This is a genomic window from Pseudomonas caricapapayae (genome assembly GCF_001400735.1).
In the GTDB taxonomy this organism is placed as follows: domain Bacteria; phylum Pseudomonadota; class Gammaproteobacteria; order Pseudomonadales; family Pseudomonadaceae; genus Aquipseudomonas; species Aquipseudomonas caricapapayae.
The window spans coordinates 79,108-100,701 of the sequence record NZ_LJPW01000156.1 but is presented as its reverse complement, the minus strand read 5'-3'; the positions used below and the strand labels follow the sequence as shown (position 1 = coordinate 100,701).

Sequence of the window (21,594 nt, the reverse complement as noted above, 5' to 3'; positions counted from 1 at the left end):
TCACATCACTCGATAATCAAGGCGCGCAAGCCGGTGAGCCTGCGCTGACTGCGACTTTCGGCGGCTTGTGCGGCCTCGGTCTGCTGTGTATCTTGATCAGCCTTTCGGCCTGTTGGCCTGATTCATTTTTTAGATTGGCCCCCGAGGCGAATCCGATGATTTCACTATAAAAAATTTGAGGAGCATGACGATGCGCGTGATTCTGCTGGGAGCTCCCGGGGCCGGTAAAGGTACTCAGGCAAAATTCATCACTGAAAAGTTCGGCATCCCGCAGGTTTCGACAGGCGACATGCTGCGCGCTGCGGTCAAGGCTGGTACTGAACTGGGTCTGAAAGCCAAAAGCGTCATGGATGCAGGCGGTCTGGTTTCCGATGACCTGATCATCGGCCTGATCAAGGACCGCCTGGCCGAGCCGGACTGCGCGAACGGCGTGCTGTTCGATGGCTTCCCGCGCACCATTCCACAGGCCGAAGCCTTGTTGAAAGCCGGTCTGGAAATCGACCATGTGCTGGAAATCGCCGTTGATGACGAAGAAATCGTCAAGCGCATGTCCGGCCGCCGGGTTCACGAAGGTTCCGGGCGTATCTACCACACCATCTTCAATCCGCCGAAGGTCGAAGGTATTGATGATGTGACTGGCGAACCGCTGCTGCAGCGCAAGGACGATGTCGAAGAGACCGTGCGCCATCGCCTGTCGGTGTACCACGCCCAGACCAAGCCGCTGGTCGAGTTCTACAGCAAGCTTGAAGCGAAGAATGGCAAGCCCAAGTGCAGCCATATTCCGGGCGTCGGCTCGGTTGAAGACATCACGGCAAAAGTACTGCAAGCCTTGAGCTGAGGCATGCAGGCTGATCAATAAATGGCCCGCTTGCGGGCCATTTGTCATTTATACTGCTGCACTTTTTGACTTTAACCAAGACGGAAACACCGATGACCACCTTGCTGGCCCTGGACACCGCCACTGAAGCCTGCTCGGTTGCTTTGCTGCATGACGGCAAAGTGCTGAGCCACTACGAGGTGATCCCGCGTCTGCACGCTCAGCGACTGTTGCCCATGATCAAGGATCTGCTGGCCGAGGCGGGCATTGCGATGTCGGCACTGGATGCCATCGCCTTCGGACGCGGTCCTGGTGCGTTCACCGGCGTGCGTATCGCCATCGGCGTCGTGCAAGGCCTGGCTTTTGCGCTCGATCGGCCGGTATTGCCCGTCTCCAACCTTGCCGTATTGGCGCAGCGCGCGTATCGCGAACAGGGTGTTTCCCAGGTGGCGTCGGCGATTGATGCACGCATGGATGAGGTGTACTGGGGCTGCTACCGCGAGACAGCAGGGGAGATGCGTCTGTCAGGCAACGAAGCGGTCATGGCTCCGGAACTGGCAACATTGCCCGTGCAAGCCAGCGGGCAATGGTTTGGTGCCGGTACGGGGTGGGGCTATGCCGAGCGTATTCCGGTCAGTCTGGCAGGGCATGATGCAGGCATGCTGCCACATGCGCAGGATTTGCTGACGCTGGCGACCTTTGCCTGGAACCGCGGCGAAACCTTGCCGGCAGACGATGCGCTGCCAGTCTACCTGCGAGACAAGGTCGCCACACCCAAAGCGCGTTAAATCCGGGCTTCAGGCACGGAAGAACGGCTGGGTGTCAGGGTTATCGAGGCAATCATAGTTCAGTAGATGACAGTAAAATATCAATTTGCCATCTACCGTTTATCGTCTGAATGGTCTTTAATCTCATTTGGCGAAAACAATTTGCAATATATGTGGTCTAGTTATCGTTAAGCAATTTGCGAACTACAAGGCAGTAACGCTAAATTGCCACTATCGACGCCGAGTACATAATCGATGCGCATAGACGGAACATCATCACGTTCTTACCCGATCAAGCGAAAGCCGCAGAAAACGCCTTCGACCGTAGAAGGTTCTTTCGAAGAAGTCACAGTTGACGCCGAGTTACCGGCTCCTGCGGCTCAGGCTCGCCGCGAAGCGGGTGATTCACCGATTGGCAGCACTGCCAACGTTCCTGCGCGTCCGCAAGACATCATTTTCCCGCGCTCTATGAGTTCGCGTGTCGCCCACGCACTGGCCAGCTACCTGACCACTGCCAGCTTTGTAGATTGGGACCTTGAAGTATCGGGACTCGATCTTCACGTTTGATTGGGTCTGACCTGCCGTACTACCTCGGTTGCCCGTCATGGAGTGAAAACGCCTGGCGACAGTCGTTGTACCCCGAAGATGCCCGCCCCAACGACTTTCTGAGTCTTTATACCCAGGTCTTCAACGCTGTTGAAGGCAACACCACGTTCTATGCTCGTCCTGCCGCCACGACTGTGCAGCGCTGGGCAGAAATAATGCCTGAAGATTTTCGTTTCACCGCTAAGTTTCATCAGGACATCAGTCATGGCGGTGACCTCCGTCAGCAGGTAGGTGCAGCCGAGGAATTCATCCGCCTGCTCAAACCGCTGGGCAGCCGGATCGCGCCATTCTGGCTTCAACTCCCAGCCAGCTTCACACCCCAGCGTCTCGCCGAGCTGATCGGGTTTCTCGATGAGCTCACCGTGCCCTTGGCAGTGGAAGTACGCCATATGGCGTTTTTCATGAAGGGCGACGAAGAGCGCATGCTCAATCGTGTGTTGCTGGATCGAGGTGTCGAGCGCATCTGTCTCGACTCGCGGGCATTGTTCAGCTGTGTGTCGAGCGATCCCGCTGTGCTGCACGCCCAATCGAAAAAGCCCAAGGTGCCGCCTCGTCCGGCAGCGTTGACGCTGTTTCCCCAGGTCCGCTTCATCGGCGGTCCGGACCTGGAGGCCAACGACCGGTTTCTGGTGCAGTGGGTAGAAAAAGTCGCCGTGTGGATCGAAGAAGGACGCACGCCTTATGTCTTCCTGCACACCCCTGACAACGTAAGGGCTGCCGAGCAAGCCATGCGTTTTCACCGGCAACTGATGGCGCGATTGCCCGGCCTGCCTGCGTTGTCCGAACTGGATCGCGGACCTCAAGTGGAACAGTTGGGCTTGCTCTGAGGTCTTTCAGGTGTGGGCCGATAAGCCTCATCTTTTAAAGGGCATGCAGATGGATTCGCGACCGCGCTGTTTTGATTGTCACACCAATGCTTTCACAGCGGCTGTCCCGTTCGCCGGGTTTACTCGGAACCTGGGTTGAGCATGCGCGTGTTGCTGGTGTTTCTGATGCTCTGCGTGGTTGGCGCGTTTGCGGTCTGGCGAGGCTGGGTCGATGTACCTGCACGCTGGAATCCGTGGGCACCGCTGGATGTGCGGGCCGAACCGAATTTTTTGACGCCTTACAAACTGTCACGATTGCAGAGCGACACCGCGCTGTGCGATCAGGCGCTGAGTACGTCCGGACTGCGGTTCAGTCGCCAGGCCGACAGCGGTCCATCTGCTCGTTGCCCTTTGGAGAACACCTTGCGCATCCAGGGCGGCGACGTTGCGCCAAGCAGCAGCTTCCTCGCCAGTTGTCCGCTGGCGGTGGCTTATGCGCTGTTCGATATCCACACCTTGCAGCCTGCTGCTCAAGCGGTTTTCGGCCAGCGGGTAGTGCGGATAGACCACTTGGGCAGCTTTGCCTGCCGTAACATCTACAACCGTGCCAACAGTCGGCTCAGCCAGCATGCGACGGCCAATGCGCTGGACATGGCAGGCTTTCGTCTGGCTGACGGCCAGCGCATCGGAGTGCTCAAGGACTGGAGCGATGAGGGAGACAAAGGGCGTTTTCTAAGGCTGGTGCGCGATGGTGCCTGCAAGCATTTCAGCACAGTGCTCGGGCCTGAATACAACGCGGCGCATCGTGATCATTTTCACGTGGACATGGGCAGATGGCAGGTGTGCCGGTAGGCAAATCAGCAGCACGCTTCAAGCATCCGGCTCAACGCGCAGGCTTGCCGTTTATGCGGCCATTCTAAGGTTTTGCAGGATCAGCGGGCGTGCCCAGCCGTTTTCGTAGTCGAACTGACGTTGTTGGGCTGCGATGGTCTGCTCATCCAGGGGCAAGGCGGGCTTGTCGGCGAGTTCCCATTCGAATTCGGCAATCGGCAGGTTCAATGGACGAGGCTGTGGGCCCGGGCCTGGATTGACGCTGTCGTTATAAGGGTTGAGAACGGTCGGGCGTACCCAGTGGCTTTCGAATTCCAGATCGCGCTGTTGTTCGATCAGCTCGGCCATGCTGAACGGTTCGGCAGGAGGTGGCAGCAAATCAAGGTCAAACTCGGCAATCGGCAGGAACAGCGGCTCGGGTGGCTTGACCTCAGTGTCGGTGACCGGGCATGTCCGCTGCTCGACGATCTTGCTCAGGGTTTTTGCGCCAGCGACCGGTTCGCCTGTTTCGACATCCACTTCAACAGCCGCCGGATGCACCGGGACTGGCGTGCTTTTGCTGACCTGATCAGCCATCGCCCGGGCAAAGGCATCCGACCACAGCTGCGTCACACCACCCAGTGTGCGGCTGTTGCGAACGCTAAAGTCGCCTGAGTGCGACAAATAGCCGATGGTTGATTGAACAATCTCTGACATAGCGATCGGTACTGGCCTTGGGTCTGGCAAAATGCCGGATACTTGGTTATCGGCAGATTTTGCCGATCATTAACAATTTTTGAGTGTGTAGACGTAATGATTGAGCAGCAAGCAGGCAGTCGTATCCGGGTCGAAGCCCTGGCAGTTGGCGGACAGGAACTGGCGGCACAGTGGGCAGAGCGTCTTGGCCTGCCCCTGCACGATGCGCAAGCTGATTTTGCTCTCCAATCAACCGATGGCGGTTTGCAATTGCAGCAGTTGGGCGATGACGCGCCCGGCGCAGTGCGAGTCGATTTTGTCGACGGTGCAGTTGCTCATCGGCGGCTGTTTGGGGGAGGCACCGGGCAGATGATTGCCAAGGCGGTCGGTATTCAGCCTGGTATTCGCCCCGCTGTGCTGGATGCCACGGCAGGTCTGGGCAAGGATGCGTTCGTGCTGGCGAGCCTAGGCTGCGAGGTGAGCCTGATCGAGCGTCAGCCGATCATTGCTGCTCTGCTGGAGGACGGTCTTGCTCGGGCACAAGGTGATCGCGATGTCGGCTCGATCGTCGCCAGGATGCGCCTGCTGACCGGCAATGCCATCGAGCTCATTCGGAGCTGGGCTGAAGAGCCGCCACAGGTCGTTTACCTCGACCCGATGTTTCCGCATCGGGAAAAAACCGCACTGGTCAAAAAGGAAATGCGCCTGTTTCGGCCACTGGTCGGCGATGACATGGACGCACCGGCATTGCTGGAAGCAGCTCTGGCGCTTGCCACACACCGGGTGGTGGTCAAACGCCCTCGCAAGGCTCCCTGCATCGACGGTCCCAAGCCGGGTTACGCGCTGGAGGGCAAATCCAGCCGCTACGACATCTATCCGAAGAAAGCCCTGAAGCCCAAGGCGGCTTCAGACGAGAAGGACGTGTAGAGGCCATACCCCCGACGCCTTTGGCCAGATGTCAAAGCCGGCGGACATCGTTACATGGGGGAAGCAACTGTATTCAGAGTGCACCAAATACCTTCTTCGCCAGGCCGGTAGCCGCTGCTGCCGGGTTGGCGCGGATGCTCTCTTCCTGTTTTGCGATCATTTCAAACAGGCCGTTCAGCGCCTGTTCGGTCACGTAGCTTTCAAGATTGGCACTTTTGCTGTCCAGTGCGCCAAACGCTGCTGCCTTGCCTGCGAATGCGTTGTACTTCTGTGCCAGACCGACCTGATCCGTGGACTTCTTGACGATAGGCAGGAATCTGGCGCGAATCTGTTCACGGCTGGTGCTGTTGAGGTACTGCGTAGCGGAGTCCTTGCCCCCGCCGAGAATGGCCTTGGCGTCAGTTACGCTCATCTTTTTCACTGCATCTATCAACAACGCCTGGGCTTGAGGAACGGCAGCCTCGGCGGCCTGGTTCATGCTTGTTTCCAGTTGGTCCACCTGAGTGCCCATGCCCAGCATCTTCATCTTTTTCGCGACCTGCCCCAGTTTGCCCGGCAGCTCGATACGCACCTCTTCATTCTTGCTGAAACCGCCGGGCACACCGAGCTGTTTGACCGCAACCTGAGCGCCCTGTGTCAGGGCATCCTTGAGCCCTCCGGTGGCGTCAGACTGTGAGAGGTCGCTCAGCGACAGGGCGAACACGTTGGCAGACAGCAAAAGACCGGCACACAAGCCAGCGAGAGTGAACGAAAAGCGAGGCATGATAGCGTCCTTGTGAGAGTGGTTTCTGATCTGGGTCTGTTTCGCAGTACACGATCAAGCGTATCAGGAAGTTGCGGTGCTCACTCAAAACCCGAAGGAAACAGCGCGCTCACGTCGAGGAAGATGATGTTTTCGTAACGTCAGCGACGCGTTGAAATGCGCCGCTGGCGAAAGCCTTTGCTTTGACGGGCAATCAACCGTTCACTTGAATGACCTTTATCTTCAGGCCGCTCTGGTCTTGGTTGGTCAGTTCGATCCGGTGCACAGTATCGTCGATCCATTCAAGGCTGCCATCGCGCTCGATGCGTGCCGACAAGGCGTAAGTGTGGCCCTGAACGGGGTAGCGATCCATTGCGTAGCCCAGTTCAAAAGGCAATGGCACCTGGCGGGTAATTTCTGTTTCGCTGACATCAATGACAGTGGCCGGTACGTCGGCAAGGCTGATGTCACTCAGGGTGACAATCAGTTTGCAGCCCGTTGGCAACGCAATACGTGGCAGGTAATACACTTCGCCCTGAAGGCGTACTAGGGGTTCGCTGGACATTTCAATTTCCTTATTGAGTGTGAGTACCAGTCGTTGGTACAGACCACACCCTAGCAGGTGCCAGAGAGCATAAAACCCTGGTCTAAAGATCCCTGGCCACTTACGGAAAAGCCCTACGTAATCCCTTGGTCGCTTCCTGCGTCCAGCTCCTCTTCGTTGCTGTGCAGCGCCACTTGCCGTATCGACAGGCGGATTTCGGCAGGCAATACCCGCTTTGCCGCACCTTCTGCCAGTTCGCCCAGCATCGGGTGATAGCTCAGCTTGCCGGCACTGTCCTTGCGTAGCACGCCCAGGTCCAGAAGCGTCTGGATGAAGTGCCGGAACAGGCTCTTGTCGAAGAACTCGGGCGCATTGAGGCCATGCAGGATAGAAAGGCGTTGGGCCATGACCGTGCACAGGTCTTCGAGCTGCTCGGGGCTAAGTGTGTTCTGCCCGCTGTTGAGCAACAAGGCAATTGCCATGTAGAAGCGCTGTAGGGTCTGCGCGATAGCCCTCGACAACAGGGTCAGCAGCACGAACTCGCGAGAGCTTGGCTCCGGGCGCACGTAGACGTCCTTTTTGAAGCGCAGCAAGCCTTGCTCCACGAACGCAGCCAGCCATTGATCGACGACCTCATCCAGCTCGTTCAGCGGCCAGCGAATGAACAGTTCCGATTGCAGAAACGGATACAGCGCACGCGTGTAGCGCAGGATCTGTTCGCGGCTCATACGTGACGAACTCTGGAAGAAGCTTGCCAGCAGTGAGGGCAGGGCGAAGATGTGCAAGACGTTGTTGCGGTAGTACGTCATCAAGACCGCATTCTGTTCGTTCAGGTACAGAATCTTGCCCAGCGCATCTTTCTGTTCGGCGAGCAGATCCATGCCTTTGACGTGCTCGATCAGTGAGCGGCCATCGCCTTCCGGCAGCGTGGTGTGCGGAGAGTACGGTACGGCGCGCAGCAGCGTCAGGTAGAGGTCGAGAACACGTTCCATGGCCTGATCGTCCAGCGCCAGCCGTTGTGTCGACAACAACGCCACGGCGACCAGATTCATCGGGTTGACGGCAGCTGCTTCATTCAGGTGCTGGGCCACACGCTCACCCAGCCGGTGTGTGGTTTCGCTCAGCCATTCAGGGCGGTATTGCGGTGTCAGTTCCTGCTCGCGCCAGTCCGGTTGTTCGGCATCGAGGAACTCGGCCAGCTTGATAGGGGCACCGAAGTTCACCGAAACCTGGCCAAAACGCTGCTTCAGTGCACCGATGACTTTGAAAATGTCGAAGATCGATTCTTTCTTCTTGGTGGCTCCGCGCAGCTCGCCCAGATAGGTACGGCCTTCCAGGACACGTTCATAGCCGATGTACACCGGAACGAACACAATGGGCATTCGCGAATTGCGCAGGAAACTGCGCAGGGTAATGGCCAGCATGCCTGTTTTGGGTTGCAACATGCGCCCGGTACGCGAGCGACCGCCTTCGACAAAGTATTCGACCGGAAAACCCTTGATGAACAGCGTATGCAGGTACTCGGTGAACACCGCTGTGTACAGCGGGTTGCCCTTGAACGTACGGCGCATGAAAAATGCCCCGCCACGGCGCAGCAGGCTACCGACGACCGGCATGTTCAGGTTGATACCGGCAGCGATGTGCGGCGGCGTGAGTCCATTGCGAAACAGCAGGTAGGACAGCAGAAGATAATCGATATGGCTGCGGTGGCAAGGCACATAAATGACTTCATGGCCCGGCGCGACTTCCTGAACGCCTTCGATGTGGCTGACCTTGATACCGTCGTAAATCTTGTTCCAGAACCAGCTGAGAACCACTTCCATGAAGCGGATGACGGAGTAGGTATAGTCCGAAGCGATCTCATTGCCGTAACCCAGCGCCCGTTCCCGAGCCTTTTCCTGGGTGATCTTTTCCCGCTCGGCTTCTTCGATGATCGCCTGCTTGACCAGTGGCTCGTCGAGCAAGCCTTTGACCACGGTGCGCCGGTGTGAAACGTCCGGGCCGATCACGGCACTTTTCAGGTTGCGGAAATGCACGCGCAAAAGCCGCTGGGTCATGCGCAGCGTCAGCTCGTAACCTTTGTTTTCACCTACCAGTTCGCGCATGTGAATGGGGGCGGAAAACTGTACGCGGGTCTTGCGGCCCAGAATCAGAATGCTGACCAGACGGCGCAGTCGACCCGTCACGGCCCAGCTGTCGGCAAACAACAGCTTCCAGGCGCTGGACTCGCGGTCAGGCGACTGGCCCCAGAACACACTGACCGGAATGATCTGCGCATCTTCGCCGGGGTTCTGGCTGACGGCTGCGACCAGGCGCTCAAGGGTCGGCGGTGCGCCGCGTTTGTCCTGGCGGCCGAGCCAGTCGGGTGCGGGGGTCAGATAAAAAAAAGCAGCGGGCTCGATCAGGTTGCCGACCGCGACCGACAGTACCGGGCGAGGCAGGCCGGCTTTGCGACACTCTGTGTCGATCACCGCCAGATCACTGATCGACGGCGACTGCAAGGCATAGAACACCGGACGGCTGCGGTCCAGGTTGAGCGTAAAAGATGACTGATTGATGGTTTCCGAGCGAACCCAGAGATACAACAACCGGCGCAGGGTGCCGAACACAAGACGACGGAACGGAGAACGGGTCATACGGCTTCTGCTGAGTGAGGGACGGGCGGCTGCCCGAGATGGGCGTCAGTGTGACGTATCCCGACGCGATCGGCAAAAGTGGCGGGTGTTTCCGGGGAAGAGACAACGAGTGAATGGCGACCTTTGCGCGCAGCGACGACGGCATGCATTCATGCCGTCACGGCGAACGGTTTACGACGTGCGCCAGGTGATCTCTTCTTCGCCATCGGCGCTGACGCGTATCCAGCGGTCGGCGGTTTCATCGCTTTCTTCTTCAACCCAGGTGCCGGGTGCACAGCGCACTTCGACATTCAGCGCCTTGAATGCTGCGCGAGCGCAGGCGATGTCGTCTTCCCACGGGGTCTGGTCACTGTCCAGGTGCAGGCTGTTCCATTTGCCGACAGCTTTGGGCAGCCAGGTCACGGCGACAGTGCCGGCCGTGCACTTCCAGGTCTGGCCTTTCTGCTTCCAGTCGCTGCAAGGGCCCAGTGCAACGTTCAGCCACTGGGCAATGGCCTTGTGGTCGACGTCTTCGTCTTTCAGGTAAATCTCGATATCGGGTTGGCGCATGGGTGCCTCTGTTGAATGCTTATTGCAGCACGAAATAATCGTAGCGCATGGAAACGGTAACCTTGAAAGGTCCTGTTTGCTCGATGACAGCCGTTCGGCGTTCGGCGCTGGCTCGCCAGCCGTGGGGCGTCATGGCCAGCAAGTCGGCGCGGGACTGGCCATCGATCAGCTTCAGCGTATAACGCAGGGTTTCGCTGTGTTGCAACTGCATGCCGGGTGGCACCAGCGACAGATGCTTGTCGTCGGCATAATCGCGGACCTCATCGTACAGCTGCTGACGCAGCTCCATAAGGTGCTCGCTGGTCGGGCCTACCCGCATCAGTCCGCCGCCCGGAGTCAGCAGCCGCCTGGCTTCGAGCCAGTCCAGCGGGCTGAACACACTGGCCAGAAACTGACAGCTGGCATCCGGCAAAGGAACGCGAGCCATGCTGGCGACCATCCAGGTCAGCCTGGGGGCACGGCGGCAGGCGCGTTTCACGGCCTCACGAGAGATGTCCAGTGCATAGCCGTCGGCGTGAGGCAAGGATTGGGCTATTTGCGCGGTGTAATAACCTTCGCCGCAGCCGATGTCCAGCCAGTGAGCAGGAGATCGCTCGGCGGCCAGTTCAGCCAGCCGTCGGGCCACCGGCGCATAATGCCCGGCGTTGAGGAAGTCCCGCCGTGCTTCGACCATGGCCTGATTGTCGCCCGGGTCGCGGCTGTTCTTGTGCTGCACCGGCAACAGGTTCAGATAACCCTGGCGTGCACGGTCGAAGCGGTGATTGGCCGGGCAGACTACGCCGTTATCGGCGGTGCTGAGTGGCGCTGAGCAGATCGGGCAGGTCAGCATCAGGCGAGCAACTTGACCAGGGTCTGGTAGTAGATTTCGGTCAGCACGTCCAGATCACTGGCCAGAATTCGCTCGTTGACCTGATGGATCGTGGCGTTGACCGGCCCCAGCTCGACCACTTGCGTGCCGAGGGTCGCGATAAAACGACCATCAGAGGTTCCGCCGCTGGTAGAGGCTTTGGTATCGCGGCCTGTGACGCTTTTGATGCTGGACGAAACAGCGTCCAGCAACGCGCCTGGCTCGGTCAAGAACGGCAGGCCCGACAACGCCCAGTTCACGTGCCAGTCCAGTTCGTGCTTGTCGAGGATGGCGGCGACGCGCTGCTGCAAGCCTTCGACTGTCGATTCGGTTGAAAAGCGGAAGTTGAAGACTGCCACCAGATCGCCTGGAATGACATTGGTCGCGCCCGTGCCTGCGTTCAGGTTGGAGATCTGGAAGCTGGTTGGCGGAAAGAAGTCGTTGCCGTGGTCCCAGTGCTCTGCGGCCAGTTCGGCGAGGGCCGGAACGGCCAGGTGAATCGGATTCTTTGCCAGATGCGGGTAAGCCACATGCCCCTGTTTGCCACGTACGGTCAGGGTGCCCCCCAGCGAACCGCGACGGCCGTTCTTGACCACGTCGCCCACCAGTGTGGTGCTTGAAGGCTCGCCGACGATGCACCAGTCCAGACGCTCCTTGCGTGCTGCCAGGCGTTCGACGACCGCTTTGGTGCCGTGATGCGCGGGGCCTTCTTCGTCGCTGGTGATCAGGAACGCCACCGAACCCTTGTGATCCGGGTGATCGGCAACAAAATGCTCGGCGGCTACCAGCATGGCCGCCAGGCTGCCTTTCATGTCTGCTGCGCCGCGTCCGCAGAGCATGCCCTGCTCGTCGATCAAGGCATCGAACGGATCGTTCTGCCAGTTTTCCACCGGACCGGTCGGAACCACATCGGTATGGCCGGCGAAACACAGCACCGGACCGTCTGCTGTGCCATGTGTGGCCCAGAAGTTGTCGACGTCTTCGATACGCATCGGCTCCAGCTTGAAGCCGGCAGCGCCCAGGCGTTGCATCATCACCGTCTGGCAATCGGCATCGACCGGCGTCACTGAAGGTCGGCGGATCAGATCGCAGGCAAGTTGGAGGGTGGGCGACAGGTCGGTAGGGGCAGTCATGTACAGAACTCCGGTAGCAAGACTTCGGGCGCGAAAAGGCGGATATCTTAAAGCAAAACGACGACCCGGGGCCGTCGTTTATTGTGCGCTGTGGATATGTCGGACAGTGGACGGGGCAGGGCGGGTTGCGCTGAGCATTGTCAGAGAACAAGCCGGGTGTCTTACCTCCGACAAAACCCTATAATGCGCGCCGGTTTTTGAGGTATTGATCATGAGCGCAGAAGATCCACGTTTTGCCGGCATCGCCCGTCTGTATGGCATTGAGGGGCTGGCGCGCCTGCGCGCGGCTCATGTGGCGGTGGTCGGTATCGGCGGCGTGGGTTCCTGGGCGGCGGAGGCCATGGCGCGCAGTGGCGTGGGCGAGATTTCATTGTTCGACATGGACGACGTGTGTGTCAGCAACAGCAACCGCCAGTTACACGCGCTGGACGGCACGGTCGGTCGATCAAAGGTCGAGGTGATGGCCGAGCGCATTCGTGCGATCAACCCCGACTGCATCGTGCACGCTGTGGCCGATTTCGTGACCCGTGACACCATGGCCGAGTGCATTACCCCGGACATGGACTTCGTGATCGACTGCATCGACAGCGTCAACGCCAAGGCTGCGCTGATTTCGTGGTGCAAGCGGCGCAAGATCCAGATGGTCACCACCGGGGGCGCCGGTGGGCAGATCGATCCGACCCTGATTCAGATAGCCGACCTCAACCGTACCTTCAATGACCCGCTGGCCTCCAAGGTTCGCTCGACCCTGCGTCGGGACTATGGTTTTTCACGCACGCCGAACCGCCACTACAGTGTCCCGTGTGTGTTTTCCAGCGAACAGCTGCGTTATCCCAAGCCGGATGGGAGCATTTGTCTGGAAAAGAAATTCGTCGGTGAGGGTGTAAAACTTGACTGTGCTGGCGGCTTTGGCGCAGTGATGATGGTGACTGCGACGTTCGGCATGGTGGCGGCCACGCGTGCAGTGGACAAACTGGTTGCAGGCACGCGACGCCCTTCAGAGCGGATCAAGCCAGCGGTGACCGCGCCCGATCAGGCTTGAGTCAGCTGACGCATTTTCTGCAGCACTGCATTCAGGCCATTGCTGCGCGAGGGTGAGAGTTGGCGGGCGAGGCCCAACTGATTGAACCAGTCAGGTAAATCCACGGCTGCCAGCTCTCGGTCGGACAGGCCGTTGACACGCGCCAGCAGCAGCGCCACCAGACCGCGAATCAGACGGGCGTCGCTCGCTGCCCGAAACAGCCAGGCGTTGTCGCTGACTTCGCCAGTCAGCCAGACCTTGCTTTCACAGCCGTGCACCAGATTGTCATCGGTCCTTTCTCCGTCGCTCAGTGGGGCAAGTTGATCACCCCATTGCATCAGCAGGCGTGCGCGCTGCTCCCAGCCTTGCAGCCGGGTGAAATTGTCGAGCGCAGTTTGCGCCAATGCGGGCAGGTTCATCGAAGCAACTCCAGTGCCTGATCCAGTGCGCTGAAGAAATGCAGCAGATCGTCCGAGTCGTTGTACAGCGCCAGAGACACCCGGATCGCGCCTGGCAGGCCAAGGGTCTTGAACAGCGGCATCGCGCAGTGATGACCGGCTCGCACGGCAATGCCCTGCTCGGTCAGCAGGTGGGCAAGGTCGGCATTGTGAATGCCTTCGACGACGAAGCTGACCAGTGCCAGGTCCGGCGAGCCCAGGACCTGAATGCCGTCCCGCTGTTGCAAACCCTCAAGCAAGCGACGGTGCAGTCTGGCTTCATGTTCTGCGACCGCCTGAGGATCGAGGCTGTCCAGGTAGGCCAGCGTAGCGCCCAGACCGATCACGCTGGCGATGGGCGGGGTGCCCGCCTCGAACCCCAGAGGTGCCGGTCGAAATTTTGCGTGTTGATACTCGGCGGTCAGCACCATCTCGCCGCCGAACTGCCAGTGCATCAGGCTCTGCAGTGCTTCGTTGCGTCCGTATAGCACGCCCAGTCCTTCCGGGCCATAAAGCTTGTGGCTGGAAAATACATAGAAGTCACAACCCAGCGCCTGCACATTCTGGCGTCCATGCACCACGCCTTGTGAGCCGTCCACCACGGTGTGCGCGCCTTGTGCCTTGGCCAGTGCGATAAGCCTGGCAACCGGTTGCCAGGTGCCCAGCACGTTGGAGAGCTGGCTGACCGCTAGCAGTCGTGTGCGTGGGCCGATCAGGCTGGCCGCCGCATCACAGTCGATCACACCGTCAGGATCAAGCGGCAGAATGACCAGTTTAAGACCGCGACGCTGAGCCAGTTGCTGCCACGGCAGCAGGTTGGCGTGGTGTTCCAATGCACTGATGGCGATCTCGTCGCCCGCAGTGAAACCGTGTTCCAGTCCGTAGGCCAGCAGGTTGAGCGCCGACGTGGCACCGTGGGTGAAGATGATCTGTCCACTCTCGGCCGCATTCAGCCAGCGGGCCGCTTTGCCACGGCTGGCCTCGAACGCCTGAGTGGCATGTGCGCCGGGCAGATGCTGGGCACGGTGCACATTGGCGGCACCGTTGACGTAGTAATGAGTCAGGGCATCGATCAGCGCCTGAGGCTTTTGCGTGGTAGCAGCGTTGTCCAGATAGGTCTGGCCTTGCCGTTGCAGAGCGGCGATGGCAGGAAAATCATCACTCCAGGGAGAAATGAGGGGCATTGTTCGTCCAGCATGTGGAGGCGGGTTCAAGGTCGGGAGCCTTGAACCCGCACACAGCATCAGTTGTGAGCGTGCAGTGCTTCGTTCAGTTCGATGGCCGACTTGTGGGTTTTGCATTCCACTGCGCCGGTCTGCGAGTTGCGACGGAACAACAGGTCGTTCTGGCCGGCCAGGTCGCGGGCCTTGACGATTTTGACCAGCTCATTGTTTTCGTCGAGCAGCGCGACCTTGGTACCTGCGGTCACGTACAGGCCCGACTCCACGGTGTTGCGATCACCCAGCGGAATGCCGATGCCCGCGTTGGCACCAATCAGGCAGCCTTCACCGACCTTGATGATGATGTTGCCACCGCCGGACAATGTACCCATTGTCGAGCAGCCGCCGCCCAGGTCCGAGCCCTTGCCGACGAATACACCTGCAGAAACGCGGCCTTCGATCATGCCCGGACCTTCGGTGCCGCCATTGAAGTTGACGAAGCCCTCGTGCATCACCGTAGTGCCTTCACCGATGTAAGCACCCAGGCGCACGCGGGCGCTGTCAGCGATACGAACGCCGCTCGGCACGACGTAGTCGGTCATTTTCGGGAATTTGTCGACCGAGAACACTTCCAGCAGCTCGCCCTTGAGGCGAGCTTCGAGCTGGCGTTCGGCCAGTTCGGTCAGGTCGACTGCGCCCTGGCTGGTCCAGGCTACGTTCGGCAGTAGCGGGAAGATACCTGCCAGGTTCAGGCCGTGCGGCTTGACCAGTCGATGCGACAACAGGTGCAGCTTGAGATAAGCCTCAGGGGTCGACGTCAGTGTGGCGTCTTCAGCCAGCAGGGTCGCGACCAGCGGCTTCTGGCTTTCAGCCAGACGGGTCAGCAGTGCGGCCTGGGTAGTGTCCACGGACTTGACCGCTTCGGCCAGCTTGTACGCCAGATCCACATTGAATGTGATTGCCTGGTTGCCGCTTGTGTAACCCAGGACAGGCGCGATGGCAGCGATCAGTTCTGCAGAAGGATTGATCAGGGGCTGAGCGTAAAATACTTCAAGCCATGAGCCTTGGCGATTTTGAGTGCCGACGCCGAAGGCCAGGCTGAACAGGGTAGTAGACATGTAAATACCTCTTGGCTTTATCGAGGGGCTTTCAGTAGCGCACGGGCTTACTGTAAAGCCGCTGCATACAGGTCGGGCTTGAAGCCGATCAGGGTTTTATTGCCCAGATCAAGCACCGGGCGCTTGATCATGGACGGTTGCGCGAGCATCAGTTCTATGGCTTTCGCCTGGTCGAGATCGGCCTTTTGTCCGTCGTCGAGCTTGCGAAAAGTAGTGCCTGCGCGATTCAGCACTACCTGCCATCCGTGTTCATCACACCATTGCTTCAGGTGCTCATGGTCGATGCCCTGTGTCTTGTAGTCATGAAATTCGTAGCTCACGGCGTTATCGTCGAGCCAGGTACGGGCCTTTTTCATGGTATCGCAGGCTTTGATGCCAAATAGAGTGTAAGTCATTGTTTTCGGGCGGGGCGGCTGATTATGCTCGATACTCCCCACGTTCTCTCCTTGCAATCCAGCCGGTCATTATGCCACGTCAGGCCATTCAGTGTTGTGACAGCGTTGGTACAAAGACTGAACAAAAACTAGATAATAACGCTAACCACCATTAAGAAAACTTCACCCTCTCACGCTTGAGTGGCTGGCCGTGGCGGGCAATTATTGGTTTCCATTTAAAGTCTGGGTGCGTTATGTCTGAACAAGAGAAGAAGCGTCAAGAAGCGCTTGTCCGGCAGCGTTATTACAGGGAACGTCAGCGTGCCGAGGGATTCAAGCAGAGTACACTCTGGATTCATGGTGAGGCCGAGACACAAGGCAGGCTGGCCGCCCGCGAAGGAAAACCGTTGCTGCCCATGCAGTCTCATGACCCGGTGAGCTGGGCGGTCGGGTGGGTGGCGGAAAAATTGCGAACCCGGCAGTAACCGTCATTGCTGCAAAATCATCGCGCTGCGCGGGCAAAGCGGATGAATCGCGGGAGCGCAGACGGTTACTGACGGGGGTGGCTGGGCTACCCCGTGCCCCGCAGGCATCGCTCTCATTCACTGCCTGAAAATCGGCAGATCCTCATGCAACGTCTTGTCAGGGCGCTTCAAATTTCGAGTTTTCGCGGTCCGGGTAGATGGCGCTCATCGCTTCGATGTCCTTTGGGCTGAGCGTCTTGCCGATGTTGATGATCTCGAAGTCGCCGAGTGTCAGGCCGTTGGGGACATCCAGATGCATGACGGAGTCACGGTCGTAAGCTGAATAATGGAAGTCGGCGGCCTCGTACCTGTCGAAAAAATTGGCATTGATCTCGTCATCACTCAATCCGGTCTGCGCAAGCAGGGAGCGCATAAGCGGTTCGTTCCAGGGGATGTTGGCCTGGGGATGCTGATGTTCGTGAACCGCCCCCAGCGCGTGTCCGAACTCATGGAGCACAATGCGCGTCAATTCAGGCAGCGGTTTCAGGTCCGCGGTATAGAGCTCCATGATGTTGAACTCCATGGTGGGCTCATTCTGCCCGTTCAGTAGGCTGTCGGTCCCGATGGCGCTCCAGTTCAAATGCTTGTTGAAGCCGATTCGGATATCGCTTGCCCCGTCCGTCACGAACTCGAATTTGAGGTTTACGTGAGGCAGCCATTTTTTTGCCGCTTCGACAATGGGCGCTGTAAGGATGGCTGGAGGGTTCTTCTGAAAAAGAATCTTCAGGGTTCGCCCTCGTGCCCAGTAACGGGTGAACGAGACCAGGAGGCGCGCCTGGTGTTCTGGTGCCTCGACGCCATAGCCCGTTTCTGATTCGTAGGTGGGAGTGATTGCCGCGTTGGCAGGGTTTTCGCGAATTGCGGCGTCATACGAGGCCTGATAATCAGTTGCGCTGCGCATTGCACAGGATGCAGGCAGCTTGACGCTTTGGGTGCTGGTGGGTGCAGGCATGGGAGTGACCTTCATGGTGGTTCGCCTCCTGTCAGGAAGCGTGAAAAATGAAGGTTGAAGGTAAGGTGCGGCAAGGGAGGGCAGGTGGTAATTAATTACCCCGCCGCATACTGCATGCAACGGGGGCATTCTGCCGGGGCGTCGCCTTATTTGCTCACGAATGCGCGAATACGTTCGGCGGCTTCGATGCACTCGGCCAGTGGTGCCACAAGCGCCAGGCGAATACGGCCGGCACCCGGGTTGACGCCATCGACCTCGCGGGACAGATACGAGCCCGGTACTGCAGTTACATGCTGATCGATGAACAGATTGCGGCAAAATGCAGCGTCATCGGTGCCGACATTCGGCCACAGGTAAAAACCACCGTCCGGGCGTTGAACGTCGAGCACTGGCGCGAGAATGTCGAGTACAGCGTCGAACTTTTCACGATACAGGTCACGGTTGGCACGTACGTGCTCCTCGTCATTCCAGGCAGCGATGCTGGCCAGTTGAGTCTGGACCGGCATGGCGCAGCCGTGATAGGTGCGATACAGCAGGAAGGCCTTGAGAATTTCCGCGTCACCTGCCACGAAACCTGAGCGCAGACCAGGCAGATTGGAGCGCTTGGACAGGCTATGGAATACCACGCAGCGCTTGAAATCCTGGCGACCCAGTTCCACACAGGCGCTGAGCAGGCCTGGCGGCGGGGTCTGTTCGTCGAAGTACAGCTCGCTATAGCACTCGTCCGCAGCGATGACAAAGTCATGTTCGTCGGCCAGGGTAATGAGTTTTTTCAGTGTTTCAACCGGTATCAGTGCCCCGGTCGGGTTGCCCGGCGAGCACAGGAAGAGGATTTGGCAGCGCTTCCAGATGTCCGGGCTGACTGCATCGAAATCGGGATTGAAACCGTTATCGCTCAGGCACGGCAGATAGTGCGGCTGAGCTCCCGCCAGGAACGCTGCGCCTTCGTAGATCTGATAAAACGGGTTCGGGCTGATTACCAGGCCGTCATCGCTGCGACTGACCACCGTCTGAGTGAATGCGAACAGCGCCTCGCGCGTGCCATTGACCGGCAGTACATTGCGCGCCGGATCAATCCAGCCCTGCGGTACGTCGAATCGACGGCTGCACCAGCCGGCGATGGCCTCGCGCAGCGCCGGGATACCCAGTGTGGTCGGATAAACCGCCATCTGATCAAGGTTGTCTGCCAGCGCTCTGGCGACGAAATCGGGCGAGCGGTGCTTCGGTTCGCCAATCGACAATGCCACAGGGCGCTTTTCCGGGTTGGGGGTTACCCCGGCCAGCAAGGCGCGCAGCTTCTCGAAGGGGTAGGGCTGAAGCAGTTGCATGGCGTTATTCATGGAGCGTGTTCCTCAATGGGCTGCGTTGAGTCGATTCGTTTGGCCGAGCCTTCATATGCTGATCCGCAAATCGCTTCCGGGCTCTGAGTTGACGCTCAGTTGCTTGACGATTGCGTCCTGCAACTGGCTGCACAACTGTGGGTCGGACAGTGGATGATTGTTAGCGTCGGTGATGAAGAACACGTCTTCCACGCGTTCGCCCAGGGTAGCAATCTTCGCGTTCTGCAGTGACAGGTCGAACTCCAGGAAAATCTTGCCGATGCGCGCCAGCAGGCCGGGGCGATCAGGGGCGAGGAGTTCCAGCACGGTCACCGGGCGCTGGGCATCGTTGTGGATGGTGACTTGCGGTGCGAAAGCAAAGTGCTTGAGTTGGCGTGGCACGCGGCGTTTGATGATTGTCGGGTAATCATCCGGGTTGCGCAGGGCGTCGCTCAGGCCATCGCGGATTTCCTGAATGCGTTCCGGATTGTTGCCGATCGAGCCGCCCTCGTTGTCGAGGACGATGTAGGTGTCGAGTGTGAATTTGCTGCTGGACGTAATAATGCGTGCGTCATGAATGTTCAGGTTCAGCTGATCCATTGCCGCCACGGTCACCGCGAAGAAATCATGCTGGTCCGGAGCGTAAATGAATATCTGCGTACCGCCCTCGAATTCACGCTGGGTAGTTTCCTTGATCAGGACCAGCGGGCCGCCGTCGGCTGGCTGCTGCAGAATCGCATCGCTGTGCCACGCCACGTCTCCAGCGGTATGCCGCAGGAAATAATCGTCGCCCAGCGCCGACCAGAGTTGCTCTACGTCATCAGGGTCGGTGCCGTTGCGGACCAGAATGTCCAGCGCTGCGGTCTGGGTGCGACGTATCTGCTCCTCGCGATCAACCGGGTTCTCCAGGCCGCGACGCAAGGCGCGCTTGGTCTCGGTGTACAACTGGCGCAGCAGGCTGGCCCGCCATGAGTTCCAGAGCGTCGGGTTGGTCGCGTTGATGTCGGCGACGGTCAGCACATACAGATAGTCCAAGTGCACTTCGTCACCGACGAACTGAGCAAAATCATGAATGGCCTGCGGGTCGGAAAGATCCTTGCGCTGTGCGGTGGTCGACATCACCAGATGGTTGCTCACCAGCCAGACAATGAGGCGGTTGTCCCAGGCAGGCAGATGATGGCGTGTGCCGAACGCCTGTGCGTCTATTGCGCCGAGCTCCGAATGATCGCCGCCACGGCCCTTGCCGATGTCGTGATACAGCCCGGCCAGGTAGATCAACTCCGGCTTCGGCAGGCGCGCCATGATTTTGCTTGCCAGCGGAAATTTTTCCGACACTTCGGTGTATTGCAGCTTGCGCAGGTGCTTGATCAGATTCAGCGTGTGCGCATCGACGGTATAGATGTGGAACAGGTCATGCTGCATCTGCCCGACAATATGGCCGAACTCCGGCAGGTACAGCCCGAGAATGCCGTAACGGTTCATCCGCCGCAGGTTGCGATGGATGCCGATCTCGCACTTGAACAGCTCGATAAACAGGCTGGTATTGCGAATGTCGTTGCGGAAGTCATCGTTGATCAGGTGCCGATGTTCGCGCAGCAGGCGAATGGTGTCGGCGCGCACACCCTTTATCTCGGGATGCTGGGCCATGAGCACGAAAATCTCGAGCATGGCAAACGGGGTGCGCTTGAAAACATTCGGGTGGGTGGCTTCTATATAGCCGTCGTGCAGCTGGAAGCGTGAATTGATCGGCTGTGGTGTACCGCTGTCGTCGGAAAGAATCACTTCTTCGAAATGCTGGATGATCAGATCGCTGAGTTCGGCGATGCTCATGACCACCCGGTAGTACTTCTGCATGAAGCGTTCTATGGCGAGCTTGGCATCATTGTCTTCATAGCCCAGCAATCCGGCGATGCGAACCTGATAATCGAACAGAAGCCGGTCCTCGGATCGTCCGGCCAGCATGTGCAGCGCGTAGCGCACTTTCCACAAAAACTCCTGGGAGGAGGCCAGCAGGGCGTTTTCGCTGCCCAGCAGAAAGCCCTCACCCGCCAGAGCGTGCAGATTCAGCGTGCCGTACTGGCGTCTCGCAACCCAGAGAATGGTCTGGATGTCGCGCAGGCCGCCGGGCGAGCCCTTGACGTTGGGCTCCAGGTTATATTCGGTATCGTTGTACTTGTGGTGGCGCTTTTTCTGTTCGGCGTGTTTTGCGAGGAAGAACTCCTTGCTCGGCCACATATGGCGTGTGCTGGTGACTTCCAGCATGCGTTGGCGCAGGTGCTCGGGGCCGGCAATGGTGCGGCTCTCCATCAGGTTGGTGATCACCGTCAGGTCGGCCCGGCCTTCCTGTGCACACTCATTGACGGAGCGCACGCTCTGCCCGACCTCCAGGCCGATATCCCAAAGCAGCGTCAGAAACCGCTCGATGGGTTCGCGGAAGACTTCGTGGTCATCACTGTCCAGCAGGATCAGCAGATCGATGTCCGAGTACGGGTGCAGCTCGCCACGCCCGTAGCCGCCCACTGCCAACAGTGCTATATCGGCGTCTTCACTCCATTCGAACTGGTCCCAGGCTTGCTGCAGAATGTTATCTACAAACCACGCCCGGTCTTCGATCAGTCGACGAATGTCGCGTCCCGACCTGAAGCGATCATCAAGGACGTCTCTCGCCTTGCGGATAGCCTTCTTGAACGCAGCGATGGGGCTGGCTTTCAAGGCCAGTTCGGCCTGGAACTGGCCACGATCGAACAAGTCTGGATCTACCTGCGGCATGGAGCAGTATTCCTCACGTCGGGCTGTGCAAGTGATGTAT

General features: G+C 58.9%; 22 protein-coding genes. 8 read left to right on the top strand and 14 right to left on the bottom strand.

The features are described from left to right. Positions 1–190: 190 nt before the first annotated feature. The 5 genes from adk to ALO80_RS23405 all read left to right on the top strand — a co-directional run bounded on the left by adk (position 191) and on the right by ALO80_RS23405 (position 3,848). Positions 191–838, top strand: coding sequence for an adenylate kinase (adk, locus tag ALO80_RS23425; protein WP_054986701.1), 648 nt, complete (start codon positions 191–193; stop codon positions 836–838). A 92-nt stretch (positions 839–930) separates the two neighbouring features. Next, positions 931–1,605 carry a tRNA (adenosine(37)-N6)-threonylcarbamoyltransferase complex dimerization subunit type 1 TsaB gene (gene tsaB / locus ALO80_RS23420; protein ID WP_055010709.1) on the top strand — a complete coding sequence of 225 codons (675 nt, stop codon included), beginning with the start codon at positions 931–933 and terminating at the stop codon, positions 1,603–1,605. Positions 1,606–1,839: 234 nt separating this feature from the next. Next, entirely contained in the window at positions 1,840–2,151 is a 312-nt protein-coding gene (locus ALO80_RS23415) for a hypothetical protein (protein WP_054986703.1), read from the top strand. After that, entirely contained in the window at positions 2,148–3,017 is an 870-nt protein-coding gene (locus ALO80_RS23410; RefSeq protein ID WP_055010708.1) for a DUF72 domain-containing protein, read from the top strand. Before ALO80_RS23415 ends, ALO80_RS23410 begins: the two co-directional genes overlap by 4 nt. 141 nt (positions 3,018–3,158) lie before the next feature. Next, positions 3,159–3,848, top strand: a complete 690-nt coding sequence (locus ALO80_RS23405) for an extensin-like domain-containing protein (RefSeq protein ID WP_055010707.1) — start codon at positions 3,159–3,161, stop codon at positions 3,846–3,848. 51 nt (positions 3,849–3,899) lie between these two features. Here ALO80_RS23405 and ALO80_RS23400 read toward each other — a convergent pair whose 3' ends face one another. Beyond that, a complete protein-coding gene (locus tag ALO80_RS23400) occupies positions 3,900–4,523 on the bottom strand; it encodes a hypothetical protein (protein ID WP_055010706.1) in 624 nt (207 codons plus the stop codon). A gap of 96 nt (positions 4,524–4,619) precedes the next feature. Between ALO80_RS23400 and ALO80_RS23395 the strand changes: the two genes are divergently transcribed. Continuing rightward, entirely contained in the window at positions 4,620–5,429 is an 810-nt protein-coding gene (locus ALO80_RS23395; protein WP_055010705.1) for a class I SAM-dependent methyltransferase, read from the top strand. 73 nt (positions 5,430–5,502) lie between these two features. Here the strand turns inward: ALO80_RS23395 and ALO80_RS23390 are convergent, their stop codons facing one another. From ALO80_RS23390 to dapE, 6 genes are all read right to left on the bottom strand, one after another. Next, the gene (locus tag ALO80_RS23390; RefSeq protein WP_054986707.1) at positions 5,503–6,192 is read right to left on the bottom strand and encodes a DUF4197 domain-containing protein; all 690 of its coding nucleotides are present in this window, start codon (positions 6,190–6,192) and stop codon (positions 5,503–5,505) included. Positions 6,193–6,385: 193 nt separating this feature from the next. Continuing rightward, positions 6,386–6,736, bottom strand: a complete 351-nt coding sequence (locus ALO80_RS23385) for a YbaY family lipoprotein (protein ID WP_055010704.1) — start codon at positions 6,734–6,736, stop codon at positions 6,386–6,388. Positions 6,737–6,849: 113 nt separating this feature from the next. Further along, entirely contained in the window at positions 6,850–9,351 is a 2,502-nt protein-coding gene (gene plsB, locus ALO80_RS23380) for a glycerol-3-phosphate 1-O-acyltransferase PlsB (protein WP_055010703.1), read from the bottom strand. Positions 9,352–9,522: 171 nt separating this feature from the next. Beyond that, entirely contained in the window at positions 9,523–9,900 is a 378-nt protein-coding gene (locus tag ALO80_RS23375; RefSeq protein WP_054986710.1) for a hypothetical protein, read from the bottom strand. Between the two features lie 19 nt (positions 9,901–9,919). Beyond that, complete coding sequence (locus tag ALO80_RS23370) at positions 9,920–10,729, bottom strand: putative RNA methyltransferase (RefSeq protein WP_055010702.1); 810 nt, start codon at positions 10,727–10,729, stop codon at positions 9,920–9,922. Next, complete coding sequence (dapE, locus tag ALO80_RS23365) at positions 10,729–11,880, bottom strand: succinyl-diaminopimelate desuccinylase (RefSeq protein ID WP_055010701.1); 1,152 nt, start codon at positions 11,878–11,880, stop codon at positions 10,729–10,731. Before dapE ends, ALO80_RS23370 begins: the two co-directional genes overlap by 1 nt. 211 nt (positions 11,881–12,091) lie before the next feature. Between dapE and tcdA the strand changes: the two genes are divergently transcribed. Beyond that, positions 12,092–12,922: a tRNA cyclic N6-threonylcarbamoyladenosine(37) synthase TcdA gene (tcdA, locus tag ALO80_RS23360; protein ID WP_055010700.1), complete on the top strand. Its 831-nt coding sequence runs from the start codon at positions 12,092–12,094 to the stop codon at positions 12,920–12,922. Here the strand turns inward: tcdA and ALO80_RS23355 are convergent. Genes ALO80_RS23355 through ALO80_RS23340 form a run of 4 tightly spaced genes read right to left on the bottom strand, consistent with a single transcriptional unit; the run spans position 12,913 to position 16,011 of the window. Further along, positions 12,913–13,320, bottom strand: a complete 408-nt coding sequence (locus tag ALO80_RS23355; RefSeq protein ID WP_055010699.1) for a SufE family protein — start codon at positions 13,318–13,320, stop codon at positions 12,913–12,915. The two genes, tcdA and ALO80_RS23355, sit on opposite strands and share 10 nt — an antisense overlap. Continuing rightward, a complete protein-coding gene (locus ALO80_RS23350) occupies positions 13,317–14,522 on the bottom strand; it encodes an aminotransferase class V-fold PLP-dependent enzyme (RefSeq protein WP_055010698.1) in 1,206 nt (401 codons plus the stop codon). Before ALO80_RS23350 ends, ALO80_RS23355 begins: the two co-directional genes overlap by 4 nt. A 59-nt stretch (positions 14,523–14,581) precedes the next feature. Continuing rightward, the gene (gene dapD, locus ALO80_RS23345; RefSeq protein WP_055010697.1) at positions 14,582–15,616 is read right to left on the bottom strand and encodes a 2,3,4,5-tetrahydropyridine-2,6-dicarboxylate N-succinyltransferase; all 1,035 of its coding nucleotides are present in this window, start codon (positions 15,614–15,616) and stop codon (positions 14,582–14,584) included. A gap of 47 nt (positions 15,617–15,663) precedes the next feature. Next, the gene (locus ALO80_RS23340; protein ID WP_055010741.1) at positions 15,664–16,011 is read right to left on the bottom strand and encodes an ArsC family reductase; all 348 of its coding nucleotides are present in this window, start codon (positions 16,009–16,011) and stop codon (positions 15,664–15,666) included. A gap of 233 nt (positions 16,012–16,244) precedes the next feature. Here ALO80_RS23340 and ALO80_RS31440 point away from each other — a divergent pair, with 233 nt between their 5' ends. Continuing rightward, positions 16,245–16,475, top strand: coding sequence for a hypothetical protein (locus ALO80_RS31440; RefSeq protein WP_054986444.1), 231 nt, complete (start codon positions 16,245–16,247; stop codon positions 16,473–16,475). 157 nt (positions 16,476–16,632) lie between these two features. On the opposite strand, the gene ALO80_RS23330 is transcribed toward ALO80_RS31440, so the two are convergent. From ALO80_RS23330 to ALO80_RS23320, 3 genes are all read right to left on the bottom strand, one after another. Further along, positions 16,633–17,481 carry a matrixin family metalloprotease gene (locus tag ALO80_RS23330; protein ID WP_055010696.1) on the bottom strand — a complete coding sequence of 283 codons (849 nt, stop codon included), beginning with the start codon at positions 17,479–17,481 and terminating at the stop codon, positions 16,633–16,635. A 131-nt stretch (positions 17,482–17,612) separates the two neighbouring features. Further along, positions 17,613–18,806: a succinyldiaminopimelate transaminase gene (dapC, locus tag ALO80_RS23325; protein ID WP_055010695.1), complete on the bottom strand. Its 1,194-nt coding sequence runs from the start codon at positions 18,804–18,806 to the stop codon at positions 17,613–17,615. A 51-nt stretch (positions 18,807–18,857) separates the two neighbouring features. Next, complete coding sequence (locus ALO80_RS23320; protein ID WP_055010694.1) at positions 18,858–21,554, bottom strand: [protein-PII] uridylyltransferase; 2,697 nt, start codon at positions 21,552–21,554, stop codon at positions 18,858–18,860. Positions 21,555–21,594 lie beyond the last annotated feature (40 nt).